We start from the raw sequence: 16,614 nt of genomic DNA, 5'->3' as shown, positions 1-16,614 counted from the left end.
CCGTGCGTGTCGCGCCGCCGCCCCGCGAAGGCTTTCCCGCGCAAGTCGACACCCTGATCGTCGGCGCCGGCGCCGGCGGCATGGTCGTGGCGCTCGCGGCGTCCGACGCGGGCGAAGAGGTGGTCGTCGTCGAACGCGACGCGGTGCCCTCCGGCTCGACGGCGCTCTCCGCCGGCCTGATCCCCGCCGCCGGCACGCGCTTCCAGGCCGAGCACGGCATCTCGGACGACGCCGCGACGTTCGCGGCCGACATCCAGCGCAAGGCGAAGGGCGAAAACGAGCCGGCGCTCGTCGAGACCATGGCGAGCACCGCCGCGGAAGCGATCGAATGGCTCGCCGATCGCTTCGGCCTCGCCTTCTCCCTCGTCCACGATTTCGACTATCCCGGCCACGGCCGGCGCCGCATGCACGGCCTGCCGACGCGCTCGGGCCGTGAGCTCGTCGACGCGCTGCGCGTCGCCTGCGAGGGCGTCGGCGTGCCGATCCTGTGCGAGGCCCGCGCCGACACGCTCTACGCCGACGCCGACGGCCACGTACACGGCATCGGCCTCGTGCGCCCGGACGGATCGCGCGAGCGGATCGGTTGCGAGCGGCTGATTCTGGCCTCGAACGGCTACGGCGGCAACGCCGCGCGGGTCGCGCGCCACATGCCGGAGATCGTCGGCGCGCTCTGGTTCGGCCATTCCGGCAACGACGGCACCGCGCTCGCCTGGGGCGAGGCGCTCGGCGCCGAGATCCGCCATCTCGGCGCCTATCAGGGCCACGGCAACGTCGCGCACCCGCACGGCATCCTGATCACCTGGGCGGTGATCGGCGAGGGCGGTTTCCAGGTCGACCGCACCGGCCGGCGCTTCTGGAACGAGGCGCAGGGCTATTCGGAGGCCGCCCGCGCCGTGCTCGCGCGGCCCGGCGGGGAGGCGTTCGCGATCTTCGACGCGCGCATCGCCGGCATCGCGCGCCAGTTCGCCGATTTCCGCGAGGCGGAGGCGCAGGGCGCCGTGAAGTCCGCGGACACGCTCGCCGCCCTCGCCGCCGCCCTCGGACTGCCGACGGACGCCTTCGCCGAGACCTGCGCCGCCGTCGACGCGGCGAAGGCGGGGCGGGTGGACGACCCCTTCGGCCGCCCCTTCGTCGACGCGACCCCGCTCGCGCCGCCCTTCTGCGGCGTGCGGGTGACGGGCGCGCTGTTCCACACCCAGGGCGGCCTCGCGGTCGACGGGAACGCCCGGGTGCGCCGCGCCGCCGGCGGCACCTTCCCGAACCTCCACGCGGTGGGCGGCGCGGCCTGCGGCGTCTCGGGCTCGGGCGATTCGGGCTATCTCTCCGGGAACGGTCTGTTGGCCGCGGTGACGCTCGGCTATCGAGCGGGGCGGGCGGCCCGTGCGTCGCGCGACGTTCCCGGTTGACCCGGCCGCGTGTGGTCAGGCGCGGCTCTCCCGGCGCAGCATGGCCTCTTCCACCCGTGCGGCGATCGTCTCGATCGCCGGCGGGCGTATGATCGTGTAGTGGTCGGCGTCGAGCACGACCACGTCGAGCGGCGCGGCGAGTTCGCGCCATCGATCGCCGGTCTCGGCGTCGTCGCGGCCGCGGCGCGCGACGACGTGCAGCAGCTCCCCGTCCAGGCGCCTCGGCACGTGCTCTTCGAGCGCCGCGGCACCGGCGCGGAAGACCGCGAAGACGTCCGCGAGATCGGTTTCGCGCATGGGGATGCCGTGCGCGGCGAGGTGCTCGCAAAGAAGGGCGAGCCGATCCGGCAGGGGACGCGACGCGAGATCAGCGAAATCCGGCGGAGGCACCTCGGCCATGGCTGCGACGTCGCCGACGAAGCGGGCGAAGCGATCGTCCCCGCGCCCGTCTCGCGCGCGGCGCGCCGGCACCGGGCTGTCGATCATCGCGACGAGCCCGATCGCCTCGCCCGCGCCCACGAGCTTGCGCGCCATCTCCTGCACGACGAGGCCGCCGAGCGACCAGCCCAGGAGATGGATCGGCCCCCGCGTACGGTTGCGGATCTCCGCCAGGTAGCGGTCCGCCATCTCTCCGATGGACGAAAGCGGGCTCTCGCCGGTCCCCGGGCCGGGCGCGCGCAGCCCCCAGACCGCGCGTCCCTCCGGCAGCGCCCGGGCGAGGGCGGCGTAACAGGCGACGTTGCCGCCGATCGGATGCACGCAGACGAGAGGCGGGCGCGCGTCGCCCGGGCGCAGCCGAGCGAGGATGCCGCCGGCGGCCGCGTCGCGGCCTTCGCGCAGCGCCTCGGCGATGCCTGCGATCGTCGGCCGCGCGAGCAGGCTCGCGAAGGCGAAACGGCACCCGAACCGCGATTCGAGCCGCGCCGCGAGGCGCATGCCGGCGAAGGACGAGCCCCCCAGGCGAAAGAAGTCGTCGTCGCGGTCGACGTCGACGACGCCGAGCACCTCGCGCCACAGCCCCGCGATCGTCTCCTCCAGCCGGTCCCGCGGCGGCGTGCTCCGGCCGCGACCCGGGGTGCGCGCGCCGAAGTCCGGCGCCGGCAGCGCCGAGCGGATCACCTTGCCGTTGTCGCTCAGCGGCAGCGCGTCGAGCGGCATCAGGGCGGTGGGCACCATGTACGCCGGCAGGTCCGCGACGAGGCGCGCGCGCAGCGCCGCGAGGTCGAGCGGGCGGCCGGAATCCTTCGCGACGACCCAGCCGACGAGATGGCGCGTGCCGGCCGGATCGTCGGCGGCCGCGACGAGCGCGGCGGCGACTTCCGGCGCACGCAGCAGCGCGGCCTCGACCTCCGCGCACTCGACGCGGTAGCCCTGGATCTTCACCTGGAAGTCCTCGCGCCCCAGGAACTCGATCGCGCCGTCGGGAAGGAGGCGGCCGCGATCGCCGGTGCGGTAGAGCCGCTCGCCGGTCGCCGGATGGGAGAGGAAGCTCGCCGCGGTGCGTGCCTCGTCGCCGAGATAGCCGAGCGCGACGCCGACGCCGCCGATGTGGATGTCGCCGGGGACCCAGGCCGGGCAGGGGCGCAAATCCGCGTCGAGCACGTGGATCGACTGGTGCTCCATGGCGAAGCCGTAGGGGATGGAGCGCCAGTGCGGGTCGATCGCGCGTATGGGGTAGAGGACCGACCAGATCGAGGCCTCCGTCGCGCCCCCCAGGCTCCAGATCCGCGCCGACGGCGCGCCCGTGCGCACGGCGTCGGGGAGCGTGAGCGGGATCCAGTCGCCGCTGAGCATGACGAGGCGCAACGAGGGCATGACCGCGCCGCGCGTGCCCTCGAGCGCGAGCCGCATCAGGGCCGGCACCGAATTCCAGATCGTGACCCCGTGTGCGCTCACGAGATCGCGCCAGTGCGACGCGTCCTTCGCCAGCACGGGATCGGGCATGATGATGGTCCCGCCCGCGGCCAGCGTGCCGAAGAGGTCCCAGACGGAGAGATCGAAGCTCAGCGAGGAGAGCGCGAGCACGCGGTCGCGGGGGCCGAGCGCGAAGCGCCGGTCGAGGTCGGCGATGGTATTCCAGGCGCCGCGATGGTCGATCATCACGCCCTTCGGCGTACCGGTGGAGCCGGACGTGTAGATCACGTAGGCGAGGTCGGCCGCGCCGCCGCCGTGCGGAGCGGGGGCCTCGTCGGGGGCCTCGTCGTCGGCGGCGAGGTCGTCGAGGCGGATGAGCGGGAGGTCCGGCCACCGGTCGACCGGCCACGCGTGCGCGGCCTTGGTCAGGACCGCGCGCGCGCCGCTTCCTTCGAGCAGCAGCGCGCGTCGCTGCGCCGGCAGGTCGGGGTCGACGGGGACGTAGGCGGCGCCCGCGAGGAGCGTGCCGAGCACGGCGGCCACCTGCTCCCAGCCCTTCTCCAGCGAGACGGCGACGAGGTCGCCGCGCCCCACGCCCCGCGCCTGCAGCGCCCGGGCGACGGCGCGCGCGCGCCGCCGCAGCGCGCCATAGGTGAGGGTGCCGTTCGTGGCGACGACCGCGGCATGATCGGGGTCGCGCAGCGCGGCGTGCTCGAACAGGGCCTCGAGCCGCTCGGGCGCGTCCGTCGGCATCGGCGCGGGGGCGGGCGCGCTCCGTGGCGCCGGCCAGGGATCGCGCCGTTGCCACGTCGCCTCGTCGTCGGCGAGGGCCTCCAGCAGCGCGAGTTGGGCGTCGCAGAGCGCCTCGACGAAGCCGGTCGGGTAGAGATCGACCACGTGATCGAAGGCGAGCACCGCCGATCCGTCCGGCGCGAAGTGGAGCTGGTGGTCGAGGTGGACCTGCGGCACGGCGAGCCGTGCGGTCTCGAGATCGAGCCAGGGGGCGGGTGCGTCGCCCGCGTGCGGCGGCGCCGTCACGGCGGTGAAGGTGACCGGCACGTGCGCGCCGGGACCGCTGCCCGCGCGCTGCTGGAGGGCGCGGGTCACGTCGAGGCCGCTGACGGCGTCGCGCTCGGCGTCGCGCCAGAACCGCCGCTGGAGGTCGCGCACGCGCTCGACGAAAGGCCGATCGCGGGTGGCGTCGACCGCGAGCAGGATCGTCGTGCCGAAATTGCCGATCGTGCGGGCCGCGTCGGGCAGATGCCGGAAGCGGCCCGAGTGCAGCACGGTGATCGCGAAGCGCGTGCTGCCGGAATGGCGCGCGAGTGTCTCCCCGTAGGCGGCGCAGGCGAGGAGGCTCGGCGTGATGCGCAGAGCCGTGCAGCGGGCGACGAGGCGCGCCCACGCCTGTGCGGGGAGCGTGCGGGTCAGGTGCCGGAAGCGCGGCGGCCCGGCGTCCGCGTGCCGCGGGACGAGCGGCAGGGTAGGCGGGCCGGGGAAGTCCGCCAGGCGCGGGCGCCAGTACGCCCAGGCGGCCTCGGCCGCGGGCCCCGCGCGCCGCCGTTGCTGCGCCGCGACGTAGGCGGCGAATCCCATGCCGGGGGACGCGAGGGCGGCGCCGGGATCGCGGGCGAGCGCGACGAGCTCGTCGAGGAGGAGATGGAAGCTCCAGCCGTCCATCATCCACAGGGCGAAGCACGCGTGCAGGCGAAGCCCGGTCTCTCCGCGCACGGCGCGCAGGTCGACCTGCGGCCAGGCCTCGGGCGCGAAGGTCCGCGCACGCATCGCGGCGCGCAGCGCCTCGCGGCGGGCGGTGCGCGCGTCCTCCGGCAGGCCGCGCAGGTCGAGGACCTCGACGGCGGCCGGGCCGGGGTCGTCGAGCACGCGCTGCTCGCCCGACGGCAGCACGACGGCCCGCAGCATCGGGTGGCGGCGCACCAGCCGGTCGTACGCGGCACACAGGCCGTCGGCGGCGTCGGCCGGGAGATCCACCTCGGCGTAGTAGGTCGCCGGCACGCTCAGATCGAGGGCCGCGCTCTGCCCGACCCAGTAGGCCTGCTGGATGCCCTCCAGGATGAAGGTCTCCTCCACCTCGCCAACCGCCGAAGCCCCTGCGTCCGTCATCTGCGCGCTCCCTGCGCCGGTTGCTCGGAGTGCACGATCCTAGCTTGATCGACACTGTTATACTAGAGTAACAACGACTGCAGGGCGAATGTGACCACGCTCGGGTGTTCACCTCGGGTGCATGCGAGAAGGCGGGATCGCGACGATGAAGCCGGAAAGCGCGAGTGGAACGACCGCCCAACTCCAGGGCCGCGCCGATGCCCGCCCCGACGCCCACGACGGCGCGCCCGACGCGATCGCGGCGCACCAGCGCGCCGCGGCGCGCGCCATCGCCGCCCATGGCGGCTATCCCGAGAGCTGGGTGCCGCCACGCGCGGGCACGGATCACGACGTCGTCGTCGTGGGCGGCGGCCAGTCGGGCGTCGCCATCGCCTTCGCCCTGCGCCGGGCCGGGATCGCACGCATCTCGGTGATCGACGCGGCTGCCGAGGGCGAGGAGGGGATCTGGCGCGGGACCGCGCGGATGAACGCCCTGCGCTCGCCCAAGGCGCTGCCGGGCCCCGAGCTCGGCATCCCGGAACTCGCCTTCCGGTCCTGGTACGAGGCTCGTCATGGGGAGGCCGCGTGGGACGCGCTGCCGGCGATCCCGCGGCTCGACTGGGCGGCCTATCTCGACTGGTTCCGCGAGACCGTCGGCGTGACGGTGCGGTTCGGCACGCGGCTCGAGGGCATCGAGCCGGTCGCCCAGGGCCTGCGGCTGCGGCTCGGCATCGAGGGGCGGCCGGCGAACGAGGTCTGCCGCAAGCTCGTCCTCGCCACCGGCTTCGCCGGCAGCGGCGGCGGCGCGGTGCCGGCCTTCGTCCGCGAGGCGCTGCCGGCGCATCTCCACGCCCATGCCGAGGCGCCCATCGACTTCGCCGCGCTGCGCGGGCGGCGCCTGGCGATCTTCGGGGCGGCCTCCTCCGCCTTCGACGCGGCGGCGGTGGCGCTCGAGCACGGCGCGGCCCGCGTGCACATGTTCTGCCGCCACGCCGACCTCGAGCGCCATTCCCTGATGCGGATGCTCTACTATCCCGGCAGCGTCGAGCACTTCCGCCTCCTGCCGGACGCGCGCCGCTGGCGGATCATGAACGCGCTGTGCCGGCGCGCGCAGGGGCCGGTTCCCGACGCCGTGCGCCGTGCCGTGCGCTACGAGACCTTCCACCTCCACTTCGACGCCCGCGACCCGGCGCTCGAGCCACGGAAGGACGGGGTGTGGCTTCGGCTCGCCGGACGCGACACCGGGCTCGCCTTCGATTTCGTCGTCGCCGGCACCGGCTACGCGACGGACCTCGCCGCGCGCCCGGAGCTCGCCGACGTCGTTCCCGACCTCGCGCTGTGGGGCGACCGCTACGTCCCGCCCCCCGGCGAGGAGAACGCGGAGCTGGCGCACCACCCCTACCTGACGCCGGGCTTCGCCTTCACCGAGAAGGTGCCGGGCACGGCGCCGCATCTCGCGGACATCCACTTCTTCGGCGCGGCCGCCCAGCTCGGCAACGGCCGCAACCCGGGCGAAGTCAGCGGCTTTCGCCACGGCATTCCGCAGCTCGTCTCGGCGATCGGCGCGGACCTGTTCGCCGCGGACGCGGACCGCCACGAGGCCCGCATTCTCGGCCCGGTCGCACCGATCCTCGACGAGGCGCTCTATCGCGATCGAGTCTGGGACGGGAGGACGGCATGACCAAGGACGCGACCGCCGCTAGTGCCGGCACCGTGCGCGCGACGATCCTCGACGAGGTGCGCGCTCTGCTCAAGTGCGAGGAGGCCGGGCCGGAGGACCACTTCATGGACCTCGGCGGGGATTCGCTGACGGCACCGATCCTCGCCGGACGGATCGAGGCGGCCTTCGGCACGCGTCCGGAGCTCGAGGAGGTGCTCGGCCGCAGCCTCGGCGATCTCGCCGACATCGTGGCCGCGCGCGCGCCGAAGCGTTGAGGGGGCGCCGGCCGGCGTCGCCGACCCGCGCCCCTCGCGGCCCCCCGGCCGGTCACGCCTCGGCGCGCACGCTCTGCCGCTGCGCACCGAGCCCGGTGATGCCGAGCTCGACGACGTCCCCCGCCTTCAGGTAGCGCGGCGGCTTCAGCCCCTGGCCGACGCCCGGCGGCGTGCCGGTGGAGACGATGTCGCCGGGATGCAGCGTCATGAACTGCGAGAGATAGCTCACGACGTGCGCGACGCCGTAGACCATCGTCGCGCTCGAGCCGTTCTGCATCCTCTCGCCGTTGACCGTCAGCCACATGCCGAGATCCTGCGGATCGGGGACCTCGTCGCGGGTGACGAGCCACGGGCCGATGGGCCCGAACGTGTCGCAGGACTTGCCCTTGGTCCATTGCCCGGCGCGCTTCGTCTGGAAGTCGCGCTCGGAGACGTCGTTGATCACGCAGTAGCCGACCACGTGCGCCAGCGCTTCGCCTTCGCTCACGTGCTTCGCCGGCTTGCCGATCACGACGCCGAGCTCGACCTCCCAATCCGTCGCCGTCGACCCGCGCGGGATGACGACGTCGTCGTTCGGCCCGACGATGGCCGAGGTCGCCTTCATGAAGATCACCGGCTCCGGCGGCACCTCGAGCCCCGCCTCGGCGGCGTGGTCGGCGAAGTTGAGGCCGATGCAGATGAACTTGCCCGTTCCGGCGACGCAGGGCCCGAGCCGGGGGGCGCCGTCGACGACCGGCAGCGCGGCGACGTCGAGTCCGGCCGCCCAGCCGAGATCGGCGAGGGCGCGCCCGCCGACGTCGTCGATCACCCCCGAGAGGTCGCGGATGCGCCCGTCGGCGTCGAGGAGGCCGGGGCGCTCGGCGCCGGCGGGGCCGTAGCGAAGGAGCTTCATGCTGGTGTCGTCCCCCTGGTGGGTCTCGCCCTCAATAGGTCGTGCGGCCGCCGGACAGGTCGAAGGTCGCGGCGGTGGTGAAGGTGTTCTCCTGCGAGACGAGCCAGGCGACCATGGAGGCCGCCTCGTCCACCTCGAGCAGGCGGCCCCGCGGGATGCGCGAGCGCATGTACTCGATGAACTCGGGCGTGAGCTGCTCGAGGATGCGCGTCTGCGCGGTGGCGGGCGTGATGCAGTTGACGGCGATGTCGAAGCCGGCGAGCTCCTTGCCCAGCGACTTCGTCAGGCCGATCACCGCGGCCTTCGAAGCCGAGTAGGCGGCGGCGTTGGGGTTGCCCTCCTTGCCGGCGACGGAGGCGATGTTGACGATCCGCCCGTAGTTGCGCTCCTTCATCCCCGGCACGACCGCCCGGTTGACGTGGAACGTGCCGTTGACGTTGATGTCGATGACGCGCTTCCACATCTCGATGTCGTAGGCGTCGAGCGGCGCGGCCGCGCCGGCGATGCCGGCGGAATTGACGAGGATGGCGATGGGATGGGCGATCTCCTCGGTCCGGCGACGGGCGGCGTCCACCGCGTCCCAGTCGGCGATGTCGACGACCTGCGTCGTCGCCGCCGCGCCGAGTTCGGCGCGCGCCGTCTCGAGCCGCTCCGCGTCGATGTCCCACAGCGTCACCGTGGCGCCCGAGGCGACGAAGCGCCTGGCCATGGCGAAGCCGAGGCCCTGCGCCCCGCCGGTGACGACGGCGTGCCGGCCGTCGAGATCGATCCTGTTCATGTCGGGCTGAGCTCCATCCGCTGCGGGGTCCGCGCGCCCGGACAGCCGGATCGCTCGGGACCGACCGAAGGCGCTTGATCGCCGTTGTTATATTAGTGTAACGCATTCGGCAAGGCGGGAAATCCGCCAGCCGGCACAGGGAGACGCGCAGTGAAGGCGAGCGATACGAGACGCATCGAGAGGACCGGGACGCCGCTGACGGCGCTCGGCATGGGCTGCGCCTCGATGGGCGGGCTCTACACGCCGGTCGACGGCGAGACCTGCCTTCAGGCGCTCGACGCCGCCTGGGCGTGCGGGCTGCGCTATTTCGACGTCGCGCCGATGTACGGTCTCGGCCGCTCCGAGCATCTGCTGGGGCACTTCCTGCGCGAACGGAGAGGCGAAGATGCCGGTGGCGGCGACGTCGTGCTCAGCACCAAGGTCGGCCGCCTGATGGCGCGCGAGCGCCCCGGCCGCCCGCTGCCGCCGGAGGGCGAGCGGAACCCGCTCGATTCCGGCTGGTGCAACGGCCTGCCGTTCCGGGAGGTGTTCGACTATTCCTACGACGCGGTGATGCGCAGCCTCGACGACAGCCAACAGCGCATGGGTCTGGCCGCGACCGACATCCTCTACGTCCACGACATCGGCCGCGTCACCCACGGGGAACGGGCCGAGGCGCATTGGACGGCGCTGACGACGGGCGGCGGCTTCCGGGCGCTCGACGAGCTGCGCCGGGCGGGCGTCATCGCCGGCTTCGGGCTCGGCGTGAACGAGGCCGAGGTCGTGCTCGACGCCATGAACGAGGCGGACCTCGACGCGACGCTGCTCGCCGGCCGCCACACCCTTCTCGAGCAGAGCGCGGACGTGCTGCTCGAGAAGGCGCGCGCCGCGCGCATGGCGATCGTCGTCGGCGGCGTGTTCAACTCCGGCATCCTCGCCGCGGGCGCCGGAGGCCTGCGCAAGTTCAACTACCAGGACGCGCCCGAGGAGGTCGTGCGCAAGGTCGAGCGCCTGGCCGAGGTCTGCGCCGGCTTCGACGTGCCCCTCGCCGCCGCCGCGATCCAGTTCCCGTTCCGCCACCCGGCGATCACCTCGGTGCTGATCGGCGCGCGCCACCCCGATCGGGTGCGCCAGAACGTCGAGTGGTTCGAGACGCCGCTGCCGGACGCCTTGTGGGACGCGCTCGCCCGCGATGGGCTGATCGCCCGATGACGGCCGAAGGCGGGCGGCGGCGCCGCCCGCTACATCGTCGCGCCGATCGTCCAGGGCACGAACTCGTTGTCGCCGTAGCCGAGCGCCTCGGACTTCGTCCGCCCGCCCGATGCCACGCGCAGGATCTCGGCGAAGATCTCCTCGCCCTTGCGCGCCAGCGAGACGCCGTCGAGCACGTCCCCGCAATCGACGTCCATGTCCTCGATCATCTGCTCGTAGACGTGGCTGTTCGAGGCGAGCTTGATCGACGGCGTCGGCTTGCAGCCGAAGGCCGAGCCGCGCCCCGTGGTGAAGCACAGGACGTTGGCGCCCCCCGCCACCTGCCCCGTCGCGGAGACCGGGTCGTAACCCGGCGTGTCCATGAACACGAGGCCGCGCTCGCCGACGAGTTCGGCGTACTCGTAGACCGCGCGCAGGTTCGTCGAGCCGCCCTTGGCGGCGGCGCCGAGCGACTTCTCCAGGATGGTGGTGAGGCCGCCGAGCTTGTTGCCGGGGGAGGGGTTGTTGTTCATCTCCATGTCGTGGCGGGCGGTATAGTCCTCCCACCAGCGGATGCGCTCGATCAGCTTCTCGGCGACCTCCGGCGTCTCGGCGCGCGAGGTGAGGAGATGCTCCGCGCCGTAGATCTCTGGCGTCTCGGAGAGGATGGCGGTGCCGCCCTGCGCGACCAGGAGGTCGACGGCGGCGCCGAGCGCGGGGTTGGCGGTGATGCCGGAATAGCCGTCCGACCCGCCGCATTGCAGCGCGAGCACGAGCTCGGAGACGGGCCGGGGCGTGCGCCGCGCCCGGTCGACGAGCGGCAGCATCTCGACGATGGCGCGCACGCCGGCGTCCACGGTCTTGCGGGTGCCGCCGGTCTCCTGGATCGTCATCGTGCGGAAAGTGGCGCTCTCCTCGACGCCGTAGGACTTCATCCAGCGCGGGATCTGGAAGGCCTCGCAGCCGAGCCCCACCATCAGCACGCCGCCGACGTTGGGATTGGAGGCGATGCCCCATTGCGTGCGTCGCAGCAGATCGTAGGCCGGTCCCTTCACGTCGATGCCGCAGCCGGTCCCGTGCACGAGGGCGATCACGCCGTCGATGTTCGGGAAGTCGCGCAGCACGCCCGAGCGCTCGATCTCCTCGGCGATGAAGCGCGCGACGCTCGCCGAGCAGTTCACGGAGGTGAGCGTGGCGATGTAGTTGCGCGTGCCGACCTTGCCGCTCTCGCGCAGGTAGCCGTCGAACGTCGCCCGCTCCGGCTCCGGCACCATGATCGTCGGCCGGGCGCCCGCGCCGGGCAGGTGGTCGCGATCGAAGGCGCGGACGTAGACGTTGTGCTCGTGGACCCACTCGCCCGCGTCGATCGGGGCACGGGCGAAGCCGATGATCTGCCCGTACTTGACCACCGGCTCGTCCGCCGCGATGGGGCGCGCCGCCATCTTGTGCCCGCGGGGCACGCGCGTCCTCACGGCGATCCCGTCGACGGTCTCGCCGGCCGCGAGCGGCTCGACCGCCAGCACGATGTTGTCGCTGTCGGACAGCTTGATGATGCGCGCCATTCTCTACTCTGCTCGAGGCGGCCGGAGGCCCGCGCCGCCGGAGTGGCGGGGAAGGGGCGGGAACGAGTATTGAATACTAATATAACAGAACCGGCGACGTCAAGGCGCGCGCCCGGGCGGCGACGCCCCGGCCGCCGGCGCGGCCCGTCAGTCCAGGTGGAAGACCTCTTCCATGGCCGCCCACCACTCGCCGTCGGCGCGGGTCGGCAAGGGGCGCTGCATCGGGTCGCAGACCGCCCACCAGCGGCGCATCGCCTCCGAGCGGCCCATCTCGGCGGCATCCGCCGCGAAGTCGGTGCCGTGATACTCCCAATAGGCGAAGAGCAGGTTCTCGGGCTCGCGCAGGAAGATCGAGTAGTTTCGGATGCCGGCCGCGCGGATCACGGCGAGCACCTCCGGCCAGACCTCGCCGTGCACGCGCTTGTACTCCGCGACCGCGGCGGGCTCGAGGGCGATGCAATGGCCCATCCTGCGCATGTCGGCTCTCCTGCGGCGTCTCGCGCCCTCAGCCGGCGAGTTCGCCGGCGACCTCGAACGTGTTCGACAGGGACGTCTCGAGGTGGTGCTCCATGGCGGCCGCAGCCGCCTCCGGGTCGCGCCGGCGCAGCGCCTCGAGGATCGCCTCGTGCTGGGCGATGGTCTGCTCGCCGTAGCCGGGCTTGGGGATGGCGAGGTAGCGCCCGCGGTCCATCTGGGCCTTCGAGATGTCGACGGCCCGCCAGATGCCGGGATAGCCGCTCGTCTCGGCGATGGTGCGGTGGAAGACGTCGTCGAGCTGGATCGCGGTGGCGTAGCGCCTCCGCGAGATCGCCAGGCGATGGGCGGCGATGTTGTCCTCCAGCGCCTCGATCCCGGCGTCCGTCACCTTCGCCGCAGCGAGCCGCGCGCTCTCCATCTCGAGTGCGCGGCGGATGACGTAGGCCTCCTCGAGGTCGTCCCGGCCGATCGGCGCGACGTAGGTGCCCGTCTGCGCCAGGACCTTGATGAAGCCCTCGTCGCTGATGCGCTTGACCGCCTCGCGCACCGGCGTGCGCGAGACGCCCAGCGCCTCCGCGATCGCGACCTCGTTGATCGGGTCCCCCGGCTTCAGCTTGCCCACGACGATCAGGTTGCGGATCTTGTGGTAGATCTGGTCCCGCAGCGGCAGTGCGCGATTGAGGGTGGAGGGATCGAGGTCCATCTGCGCGTTCCTTGCTCGTGCCCGCTTCGCAAGCACGCAATATATTAGCATGTCAAGCGGCGGGCGCCGCCGTCCGGCGCGCCCGCGCTCCCCTGCCCGGAGGCCGCGCACGAAAATGGCGGAAGCCTCTTGAAATGGCTATTATACTAAAATAACGTTCCCTTCCATCGGGGATGCGCGGCGTGCGCGCGGAGAGGACGGGGCCGGCCATGACCGCTGCGGATCGCGCCTTGGACATGCGGGGCATCACCAAGACCTTCCCCGGGGTCAGGGCCCTGTCCGACGTCGATTTCTCGGTCCGATTCGGCACCGTGCACGCCATCGTCGGCGAGAACGGGGCCGGCAAGTCCACCCTGATGAAGATCCTCAGCGGCTCCTACGCGCCGACCAGCGGGACGATCCACGTCGGGGGGCGGGAGGTGCACATGCGCCGCCCGGCGGACGCGCAGGCGCTCGGCATCCGGATGGTGCACCAGGAGCTCAACCTCGTCCCCGACCTGACGGTCGCGGAGAACGTCTATCTCGGCCGCATGCCTGGCCGCTGGACCTTCCTGCGCAGGGGCGAGATGATCGCCCGCGCCGGGGCCGTCCTCGACGAGCTCGGCGCGGGGATCGATCCGCGCGAGCGGCTCGGCAACCTCTCGATCAGCCAGCAACAGATCGTCGAGATCGCCAAGGCCTACGCCGCGGAGCCCCGCATCATCGTGCTCGACGAGCCGACGTCCAGCCTCAGCGAGCACGAGACCGCGGCGCTCTTCCGCATCCTGCGCAGGATGCGCGACGGCGGCATCGCCATCGTCTACATCAGCCACCGCCTCAAGGAGGTCCTCCAGATCGCCGACGAGGTCACCGTCCTGCGCGACGGGAGCAGGATCGAGACACGCCCCGTCGCCGGCATCACCGCCGCCGAGATGATCCGCCTCATGGTCGGGCGCGACGTCGGCAACGTCTTTCCCAAGACCGCCACGAGGATCGGCGCATCGGTGCTGCGGGTGGAGGGGCTCGGCGACGGCGTGCGCTTCGGCGACGTGAGCTTCGACGTGCGCGCCGGCGAGATCCTCGGGCTGACCGGCCTCGTGGGCGCCGGGCGCACGGAGGTGGCGCGCGCGATCTTCGGGCTCGGCCGCATCGCGACGGGCGCGATCCACGTGAACGGCGCGCGCGTGACGATCCGCTCGCCGGCGGACGCGGTGCGGGCGGGCATCGCCTATGTGCCGGAGGACCGCAAGGGGGACGGCATCGTCCCCGCGATGTCCGTGCGCGAGAACATCAGCCTGCCGGTCCTGCGCCGCATCAGCCGGCTCGGGCGGATCAGCCGCAGCGGCGATCGCGCGCTCGCCGCGCGCTATGTCGAGCGGCTCGGCATCTCGCCGCCGGACGGCGAGCGGCGCGTGAGCCTGCTGTCGGGCGGCAACCAGCAGAAGACCGTGATCGCCAAGTGGCTGGCCGCGCGCCCGTCGGTCCTCATCCTGGACGAGCCGACGCGCGGCGTCGACGTCGGCGCCAAGGCCGAGATCCACCACATCATCGGCGAGCTCGTCGCCGAGGGCATGGCGGTGGTGATGATCTCCTCCGAGCTGCCCGAGGTGCTCGGTGTGTGCGACCGCGTCGTCGTGATGCGCGACGGCCTCGCCTCGGAGCCGATCGATCGCCCGCACCTGACGGAGGAACGCGTGATGGAGCTCGCCACCGGCGAGGAAGCGGCATGACGGACATGGTCGGCGAGATCGACGAGATCGGGAAGCTGCGCGAGGCGAGCGCCGCACCCGCCTCCCGCTTCCGGCGGGCCGGGCGCCTCGCGGACATGGGCTCGAAGGCGGGGCTCGTGGTCGCGATCCTGGCGGTGGTGGCCTACGGCGCGCTCGCGAGCCCGGTCTTCTTCACCACCGGCAACTTCGTCAACGTCGCGACCTCGATGTCGATCGTGGGGATCGTCGTCGTCGGCATGACCTTCGTCCTCGTCTCGGGCGGGCTCGCGGACCTCTCCGTGCCCGCGACGATCGCCTGCGGAGCGATCCTCTCGCTCGGGCTCCAGCCCATGCTGGGCACCGTGCCGGCCTTCGTGGTCGCCATGGCGCTCGCGAGCGGCATCGGCCTCGTGAACGGGCTCTTGGTCGGGTACGCCGGCATCAACCCGATCATCGCCACGCTCGGCATCGGGACGATCGGCCTCGGCATCGTCCAGGCGGCGGTGGGGGGCGTGATCGTCTACGGGACGAACCCCGCGTCGGCGGAGTTCGTCAAGGGCCGGCTCCTCGGCGTGCCGGTCGTCGTGATCATCTTCGCGGCCATCGCCGTCGCGGGCCACTACCTGCTCTCGCGCACCTTCTGGGGACGCTGGACGCTGGCGACCGGCGGCAACACCAGCGCCGCCGAGGCGAGCGCGGTGCCGGTGCGCGCGGTCAAGGCCGGCGCCTTCGTGATCACGGGGCTCGTCTCGGGGATCAGCGGCGGGCTGCTGGGCCTCACGCTCCAGAGCGCGCGGCCCCTCGTCGGGACGGGCTACGAGTTCAGCGCGATCACGGCAGTGGTGGTCGGCGGCGTCTCGATCATGGGCGGCTTCGGTTCCGTGCCGCGGGCGATCGCCGGGCTGGTCTTCGTGCAGCTGCTGACGAACGTCATGGCTCTCCAGGGCGTGCGCACGCCGGTTCAGGGCCTGGTGCTCGGCGCGCTGATCGCCGGCGCGGTCGGCCTCGACGCGGTCCTGCGCAAGAGAGGCGGTGGGTGATGCGCACGCTCGAACTCGTCCTGCGCTACCGCGTCGCCATCATCCTGGGCCTCACACTCGCCTGCGCGGCGGTGCTCGTGCCCGGCTTCACGAGCACCTCGACGCTCAGCCTCGGCCTCGACCGGGCGGCCTCGATCGGGCTCGTCGCCATCGGGCTCACGGTGCTCCTCATCGCGGGTCAGATCGACCTCTCCTCGGGCGCTGTCTTCGCGCTCGCGGGAATCGTCTCGGTGATCCTGCAGCCGACGCTCGGCATCGCTCCCGCCGCCGTCGTGGGTATCCTCACCGGCATGGCGGCCGGCGCGGTCAACGGGCTCCTCGTCGTGGGTCTCAGGGTCAACGCGCTCGTCCTGACGCTGGCCACGATGCTGATGTTCCGCTCGCTCGCCCACTGGATCACGCAGAGCCAGCCGGTGACCGGCACCGACATCATGGTCTCGCTCGCGCTCGCGCAGATCTATCTCGACGTCTTCACCCTGCGCAGCGCGCTGTTCCTGGCGGCGATCGTGCTGCTGCACTGGTGGCTCACCCGCACGATCCCCGGGCGCAACGTCTTCGCCGTCGGCTCGAACCGGGTCGCGGCCGAGGAGAGCGGCATCGCCTCGGGGCGCATCATCTTCCTCGGCTTCGTCTTCGCCGGCACGCTCGCGGGCGTCGCCGGGGTGCTGCAGAGCCTGATCACCAACACCGGCTCGCCCGTCTTCGGGTCCGAGCTGACCGTCGCCGTGATCGCCGCCGTCGTCGTCGGCGGCACCCGCATCGAGGGCGGCCGGGGCTCCGCGCTCGGCACGCTCGGCGGCGTGCTGACCATCGGGGCGCTCACCGTCGCGATGGAATTCCAATCCGTCCCCTCGTACGTCCAGCAGGTCGTCACCGGGCTGATGCTCATCCTGCTGGTCGTGCTCGATCGGACCGTGAACACGAGGGGGACGGCGATCGTGAACCGTCCGAGCGCCGTTCGCGCCAACCAGCCGGCTCCGGGAGCCGGAACATGACCGGGAGGAAA

13 protein-coding genes are annotated in these 16,614 nt (G+C 72.6%); 7 read left to right on the top strand and 6 right to left on the bottom strand.

Annotation, left to right across the window (positions count from 1 at the left end):
* Positions 1-2 precede the first annotated feature (2 nt).
* Positions 3-1,406 carry an FAD-dependent oxidoreductase gene (locus tag AB9M23_RS09630; protein ID WP_372424316.1) on the top strand — a complete coding sequence of 468 codons (1,404 nt, stop codon included), beginning with the start codon at positions 3-5 and terminating at the stop codon, positions 1,404-1,406.
* A gap of 15 nt (positions 1,407-1,421) precedes the next feature.
* Here AB9M23_RS09630 and AB9M23_RS09625 read toward each other — a convergent pair whose 3' ends face one another.
* The gene (locus AB9M23_RS09625) at positions 1,422-5,384 is read right to left on the bottom strand and encodes a non-ribosomal peptide synthetase (protein WP_372424315.1); all 3,963 of its coding nucleotides are present in this window, start codon (positions 5,382-5,384) and stop codon (positions 1,422-1,424) included.
* Positions 5,385-5,529: 145 nt separating this feature from the next.
* On the opposite strand from AB9M23_RS09625, the gene AB9M23_RS09620 reads away from it, so the two are divergent.
* Complete coding sequence (locus AB9M23_RS09620) at positions 5,530-7,044, top strand: FAD/NAD(P)-binding protein (protein ID WP_372424314.1); 1,515 nt, start codon at positions 5,530-5,532, stop codon at positions 7,042-7,044.
* Complete coding sequence (locus AB9M23_RS09615) at positions 7,041-7,298, top strand: acyl carrier protein (RefSeq protein WP_372424313.1); 258 nt, start codon at positions 7,041-7,043, stop codon at positions 7,296-7,298. Before AB9M23_RS09620 ends, AB9M23_RS09615 begins: the two co-directional genes overlap by 4 nt.
* 52 nt (positions 7,299-7,350) lie before the next feature.
* On the opposite strand, the gene AB9M23_RS09610 is transcribed toward AB9M23_RS09615, so the two are convergent.
* Together AB9M23_RS09610 and AB9M23_RS09605 are read right to left on the bottom strand one after the other, a co-directional pair.
* Entirely contained in the window at positions 7,351-8,190 is an 840-nt protein-coding gene (locus tag AB9M23_RS09610) for a fumarylacetoacetate hydrolase family protein (protein ID WP_372424312.1), read from the bottom strand.
* A 31-nt stretch (positions 8,191-8,221) separates the two neighbouring features.
* On the bottom strand, positions 8,222-8,968 hold the full coding sequence (locus AB9M23_RS09605; protein ID WP_372424311.1) for an SDR family NAD(P)-dependent oxidoreductase: 747 nt from the start codon (positions 8,966-8,968) through the stop codon (positions 8,222-8,224).
* A 210-nt stretch (positions 8,969-9,178) separates the two neighbouring features.
* Between AB9M23_RS09605 and AB9M23_RS09600 the strand changes: the two genes are divergently transcribed.
* Positions 9,179-10,159: an aldo/keto reductase gene (locus AB9M23_RS09600; RefSeq protein ID WP_372424492.1), complete on the top strand. Its 981-nt coding sequence runs from the start codon at positions 9,179-9,181 to the stop codon at positions 10,157-10,159.
* Positions 10,160-10,188: 29 nt separating this feature from the next.
* Here AB9M23_RS09600 and AB9M23_RS09595 read toward each other — a convergent pair whose 3' ends face one another.
* The 3 genes from AB9M23_RS09595 to AB9M23_RS09585 all read right to left on the bottom strand — a co-directional run bounded on the left by AB9M23_RS09595 (position 10,189) and on the right by AB9M23_RS09585 (position 12,880).
* Positions 10,189-11,700, bottom strand: a complete 1,512-nt coding sequence (locus AB9M23_RS09595) for a UxaA family hydrolase (RefSeq protein ID WP_372424310.1) — start codon at positions 11,698-11,700, stop codon at positions 10,189-10,191.
* Between the two features lie 147 nt (positions 11,701-11,847).
* On the bottom strand, positions 11,848-12,177 hold the full coding sequence (locus AB9M23_RS09590; RefSeq protein ID WP_372424309.1) for an L-rhamnose mutarotase: 330 nt from the start codon (positions 12,175-12,177) through the stop codon (positions 11,848-11,850).
* 28 nt (positions 12,178-12,205) lie between these two features.
* On the bottom strand, positions 12,206-12,880 hold the full coding sequence (locus AB9M23_RS09585; RefSeq protein WP_372424308.1) for a GntR family transcriptional regulator: 675 nt from the start codon (positions 12,878-12,880) through the stop codon (positions 12,206-12,208).
* A 209-nt stretch (positions 12,881-13,089) separates the two neighbouring features.
* Between AB9M23_RS09585 and AB9M23_RS09580 the strand changes: the two genes are divergently transcribed.
* From AB9M23_RS09580 to AB9M23_RS09570, 3 genes are read left to right on the top strand one after another with little or no spacing between them, the layout of a single operon-like run.
* Complete coding sequence (locus AB9M23_RS09580; protein WP_372424307.1) at positions 13,090-14,589, top strand: sugar ABC transporter ATP-binding protein; 1,500 nt, start codon at positions 13,090-13,092, stop codon at positions 14,587-14,589.
* Positions 14,586-15,608 (top strand): ABC transporter permease, encoded by a 1,023-nt coding sequence (locus AB9M23_RS09575; RefSeq protein ID WP_372424306.1) that lies wholly within the window; start codon positions 14,586-14,588, stop codon positions 15,606-15,608. Before AB9M23_RS09580 ends, AB9M23_RS09575 begins: the two co-directional genes overlap by 4 nt.
* On the top strand, positions 15,608-16,603 hold the full coding sequence (locus tag AB9M23_RS09570; protein WP_372424305.1) for an ABC transporter permease: 996 nt from the start codon (positions 15,608-15,610) through the stop codon (positions 16,601-16,603). Before AB9M23_RS09575 ends, AB9M23_RS09570 begins: the two co-directional genes overlap by 1 nt.
* The last annotated feature ends 11 nt before the right edge of the window (positions 16,604-16,614 follow it).

The sequence above is a fragment of the Salinarimonas chemoclinalis genome (genome assembly GCF_041514305.1).
Lineage (GTDB): Bacteria > Pseudomonadota > Alphaproteobacteria > Rhizobiales > Beijerinckiaceae > Salinarimonas > Salinarimonas chemoclinalis.
This window is presented reverse-complemented; position numbering and strand designations above follow the sequence as displayed.

Bases quoted from the DNA above. Each gene is read 5' to 3' on its own strand.
- AB9M23_RS09625 (WP_372424315.1), bottom strand. From the start codon at position 5,384: ATGACGGACGCAGGGGCTTCGGCGGTTGGCGAGGTGGAGGAGACCTTC.
- AB9M23_RS09620 (WP_372424314.1), top strand. From the start codon at position 5,530: ATGAAGCCGGAAAGCGCGAGTGGAACGACCGCCCAACTCCAGGGCCGC.
- AB9M23_RS09615 (WP_372424313.1), top strand. From the start codon at position 7,041: ATGACCAAGGACGCGACCGCCGCTAGTGCCGGCACCGTGCGCGCGACG.
- AB9M23_RS09610 (WP_372424312.1), bottom strand. From the start codon at position 8,190: ATGAAGCTCCTTCGCTACGGCCCCGCCGGCGCCGAGCGCCCCGGCCTC.
- AB9M23_RS09605 (WP_372424311.1), bottom strand. From the start codon at position 8,968: ATGAACAGGATCGATCTCGACGGCCGGCACGCCGTCGTCACCGGCGGG.
- AB9M23_RS09600 (WP_372424492.1), top strand. From the start codon at position 9,179: ATGGGCTGCGCCTCGATGGGCGGGCTCTACACGCCGGTCGACGGCGAG.
- AB9M23_RS09595 (WP_372424310.1), bottom strand. From the start codon at position 11,700: ATGGCGCGCATCATCAAGCTGTCCGACAGCGACAACATCGTGCTGGCG.
- AB9M23_RS09590 (WP_372424309.1), bottom strand. From the start codon at position 12,177: ATGCGCAGGATGGGCCATTGCATCGCCCTCGAGCCCGCCGCGGTCGCG.
- AB9M23_RS09585 (WP_372424308.1), bottom strand. From the start codon at position 12,880: ATGGACCTCGATCCCTCCACCCTCAATCGCGCACTGCCGCTGCGGGAC.
- AB9M23_RS09580 (WP_372424307.1), top strand. From the start codon at position 13,090: ATGACCGCTGCGGATCGCGCCTTGGACATGCGGGGCATCACCAAGACC.
- AB9M23_RS09575 (WP_372424306.1), top strand. From the start codon at position 14,586: ATGACGGACATGGTCGGCGAGATCGACGAGATCGGGAAGCTGCGCGAG.
- AB9M23_RS09570 (WP_372424305.1), top strand. From the start codon at position 15,608: ATGCGCACGCTCGAACTCGTCCTGCGCTACCGCGTCGCCATCATCCTG.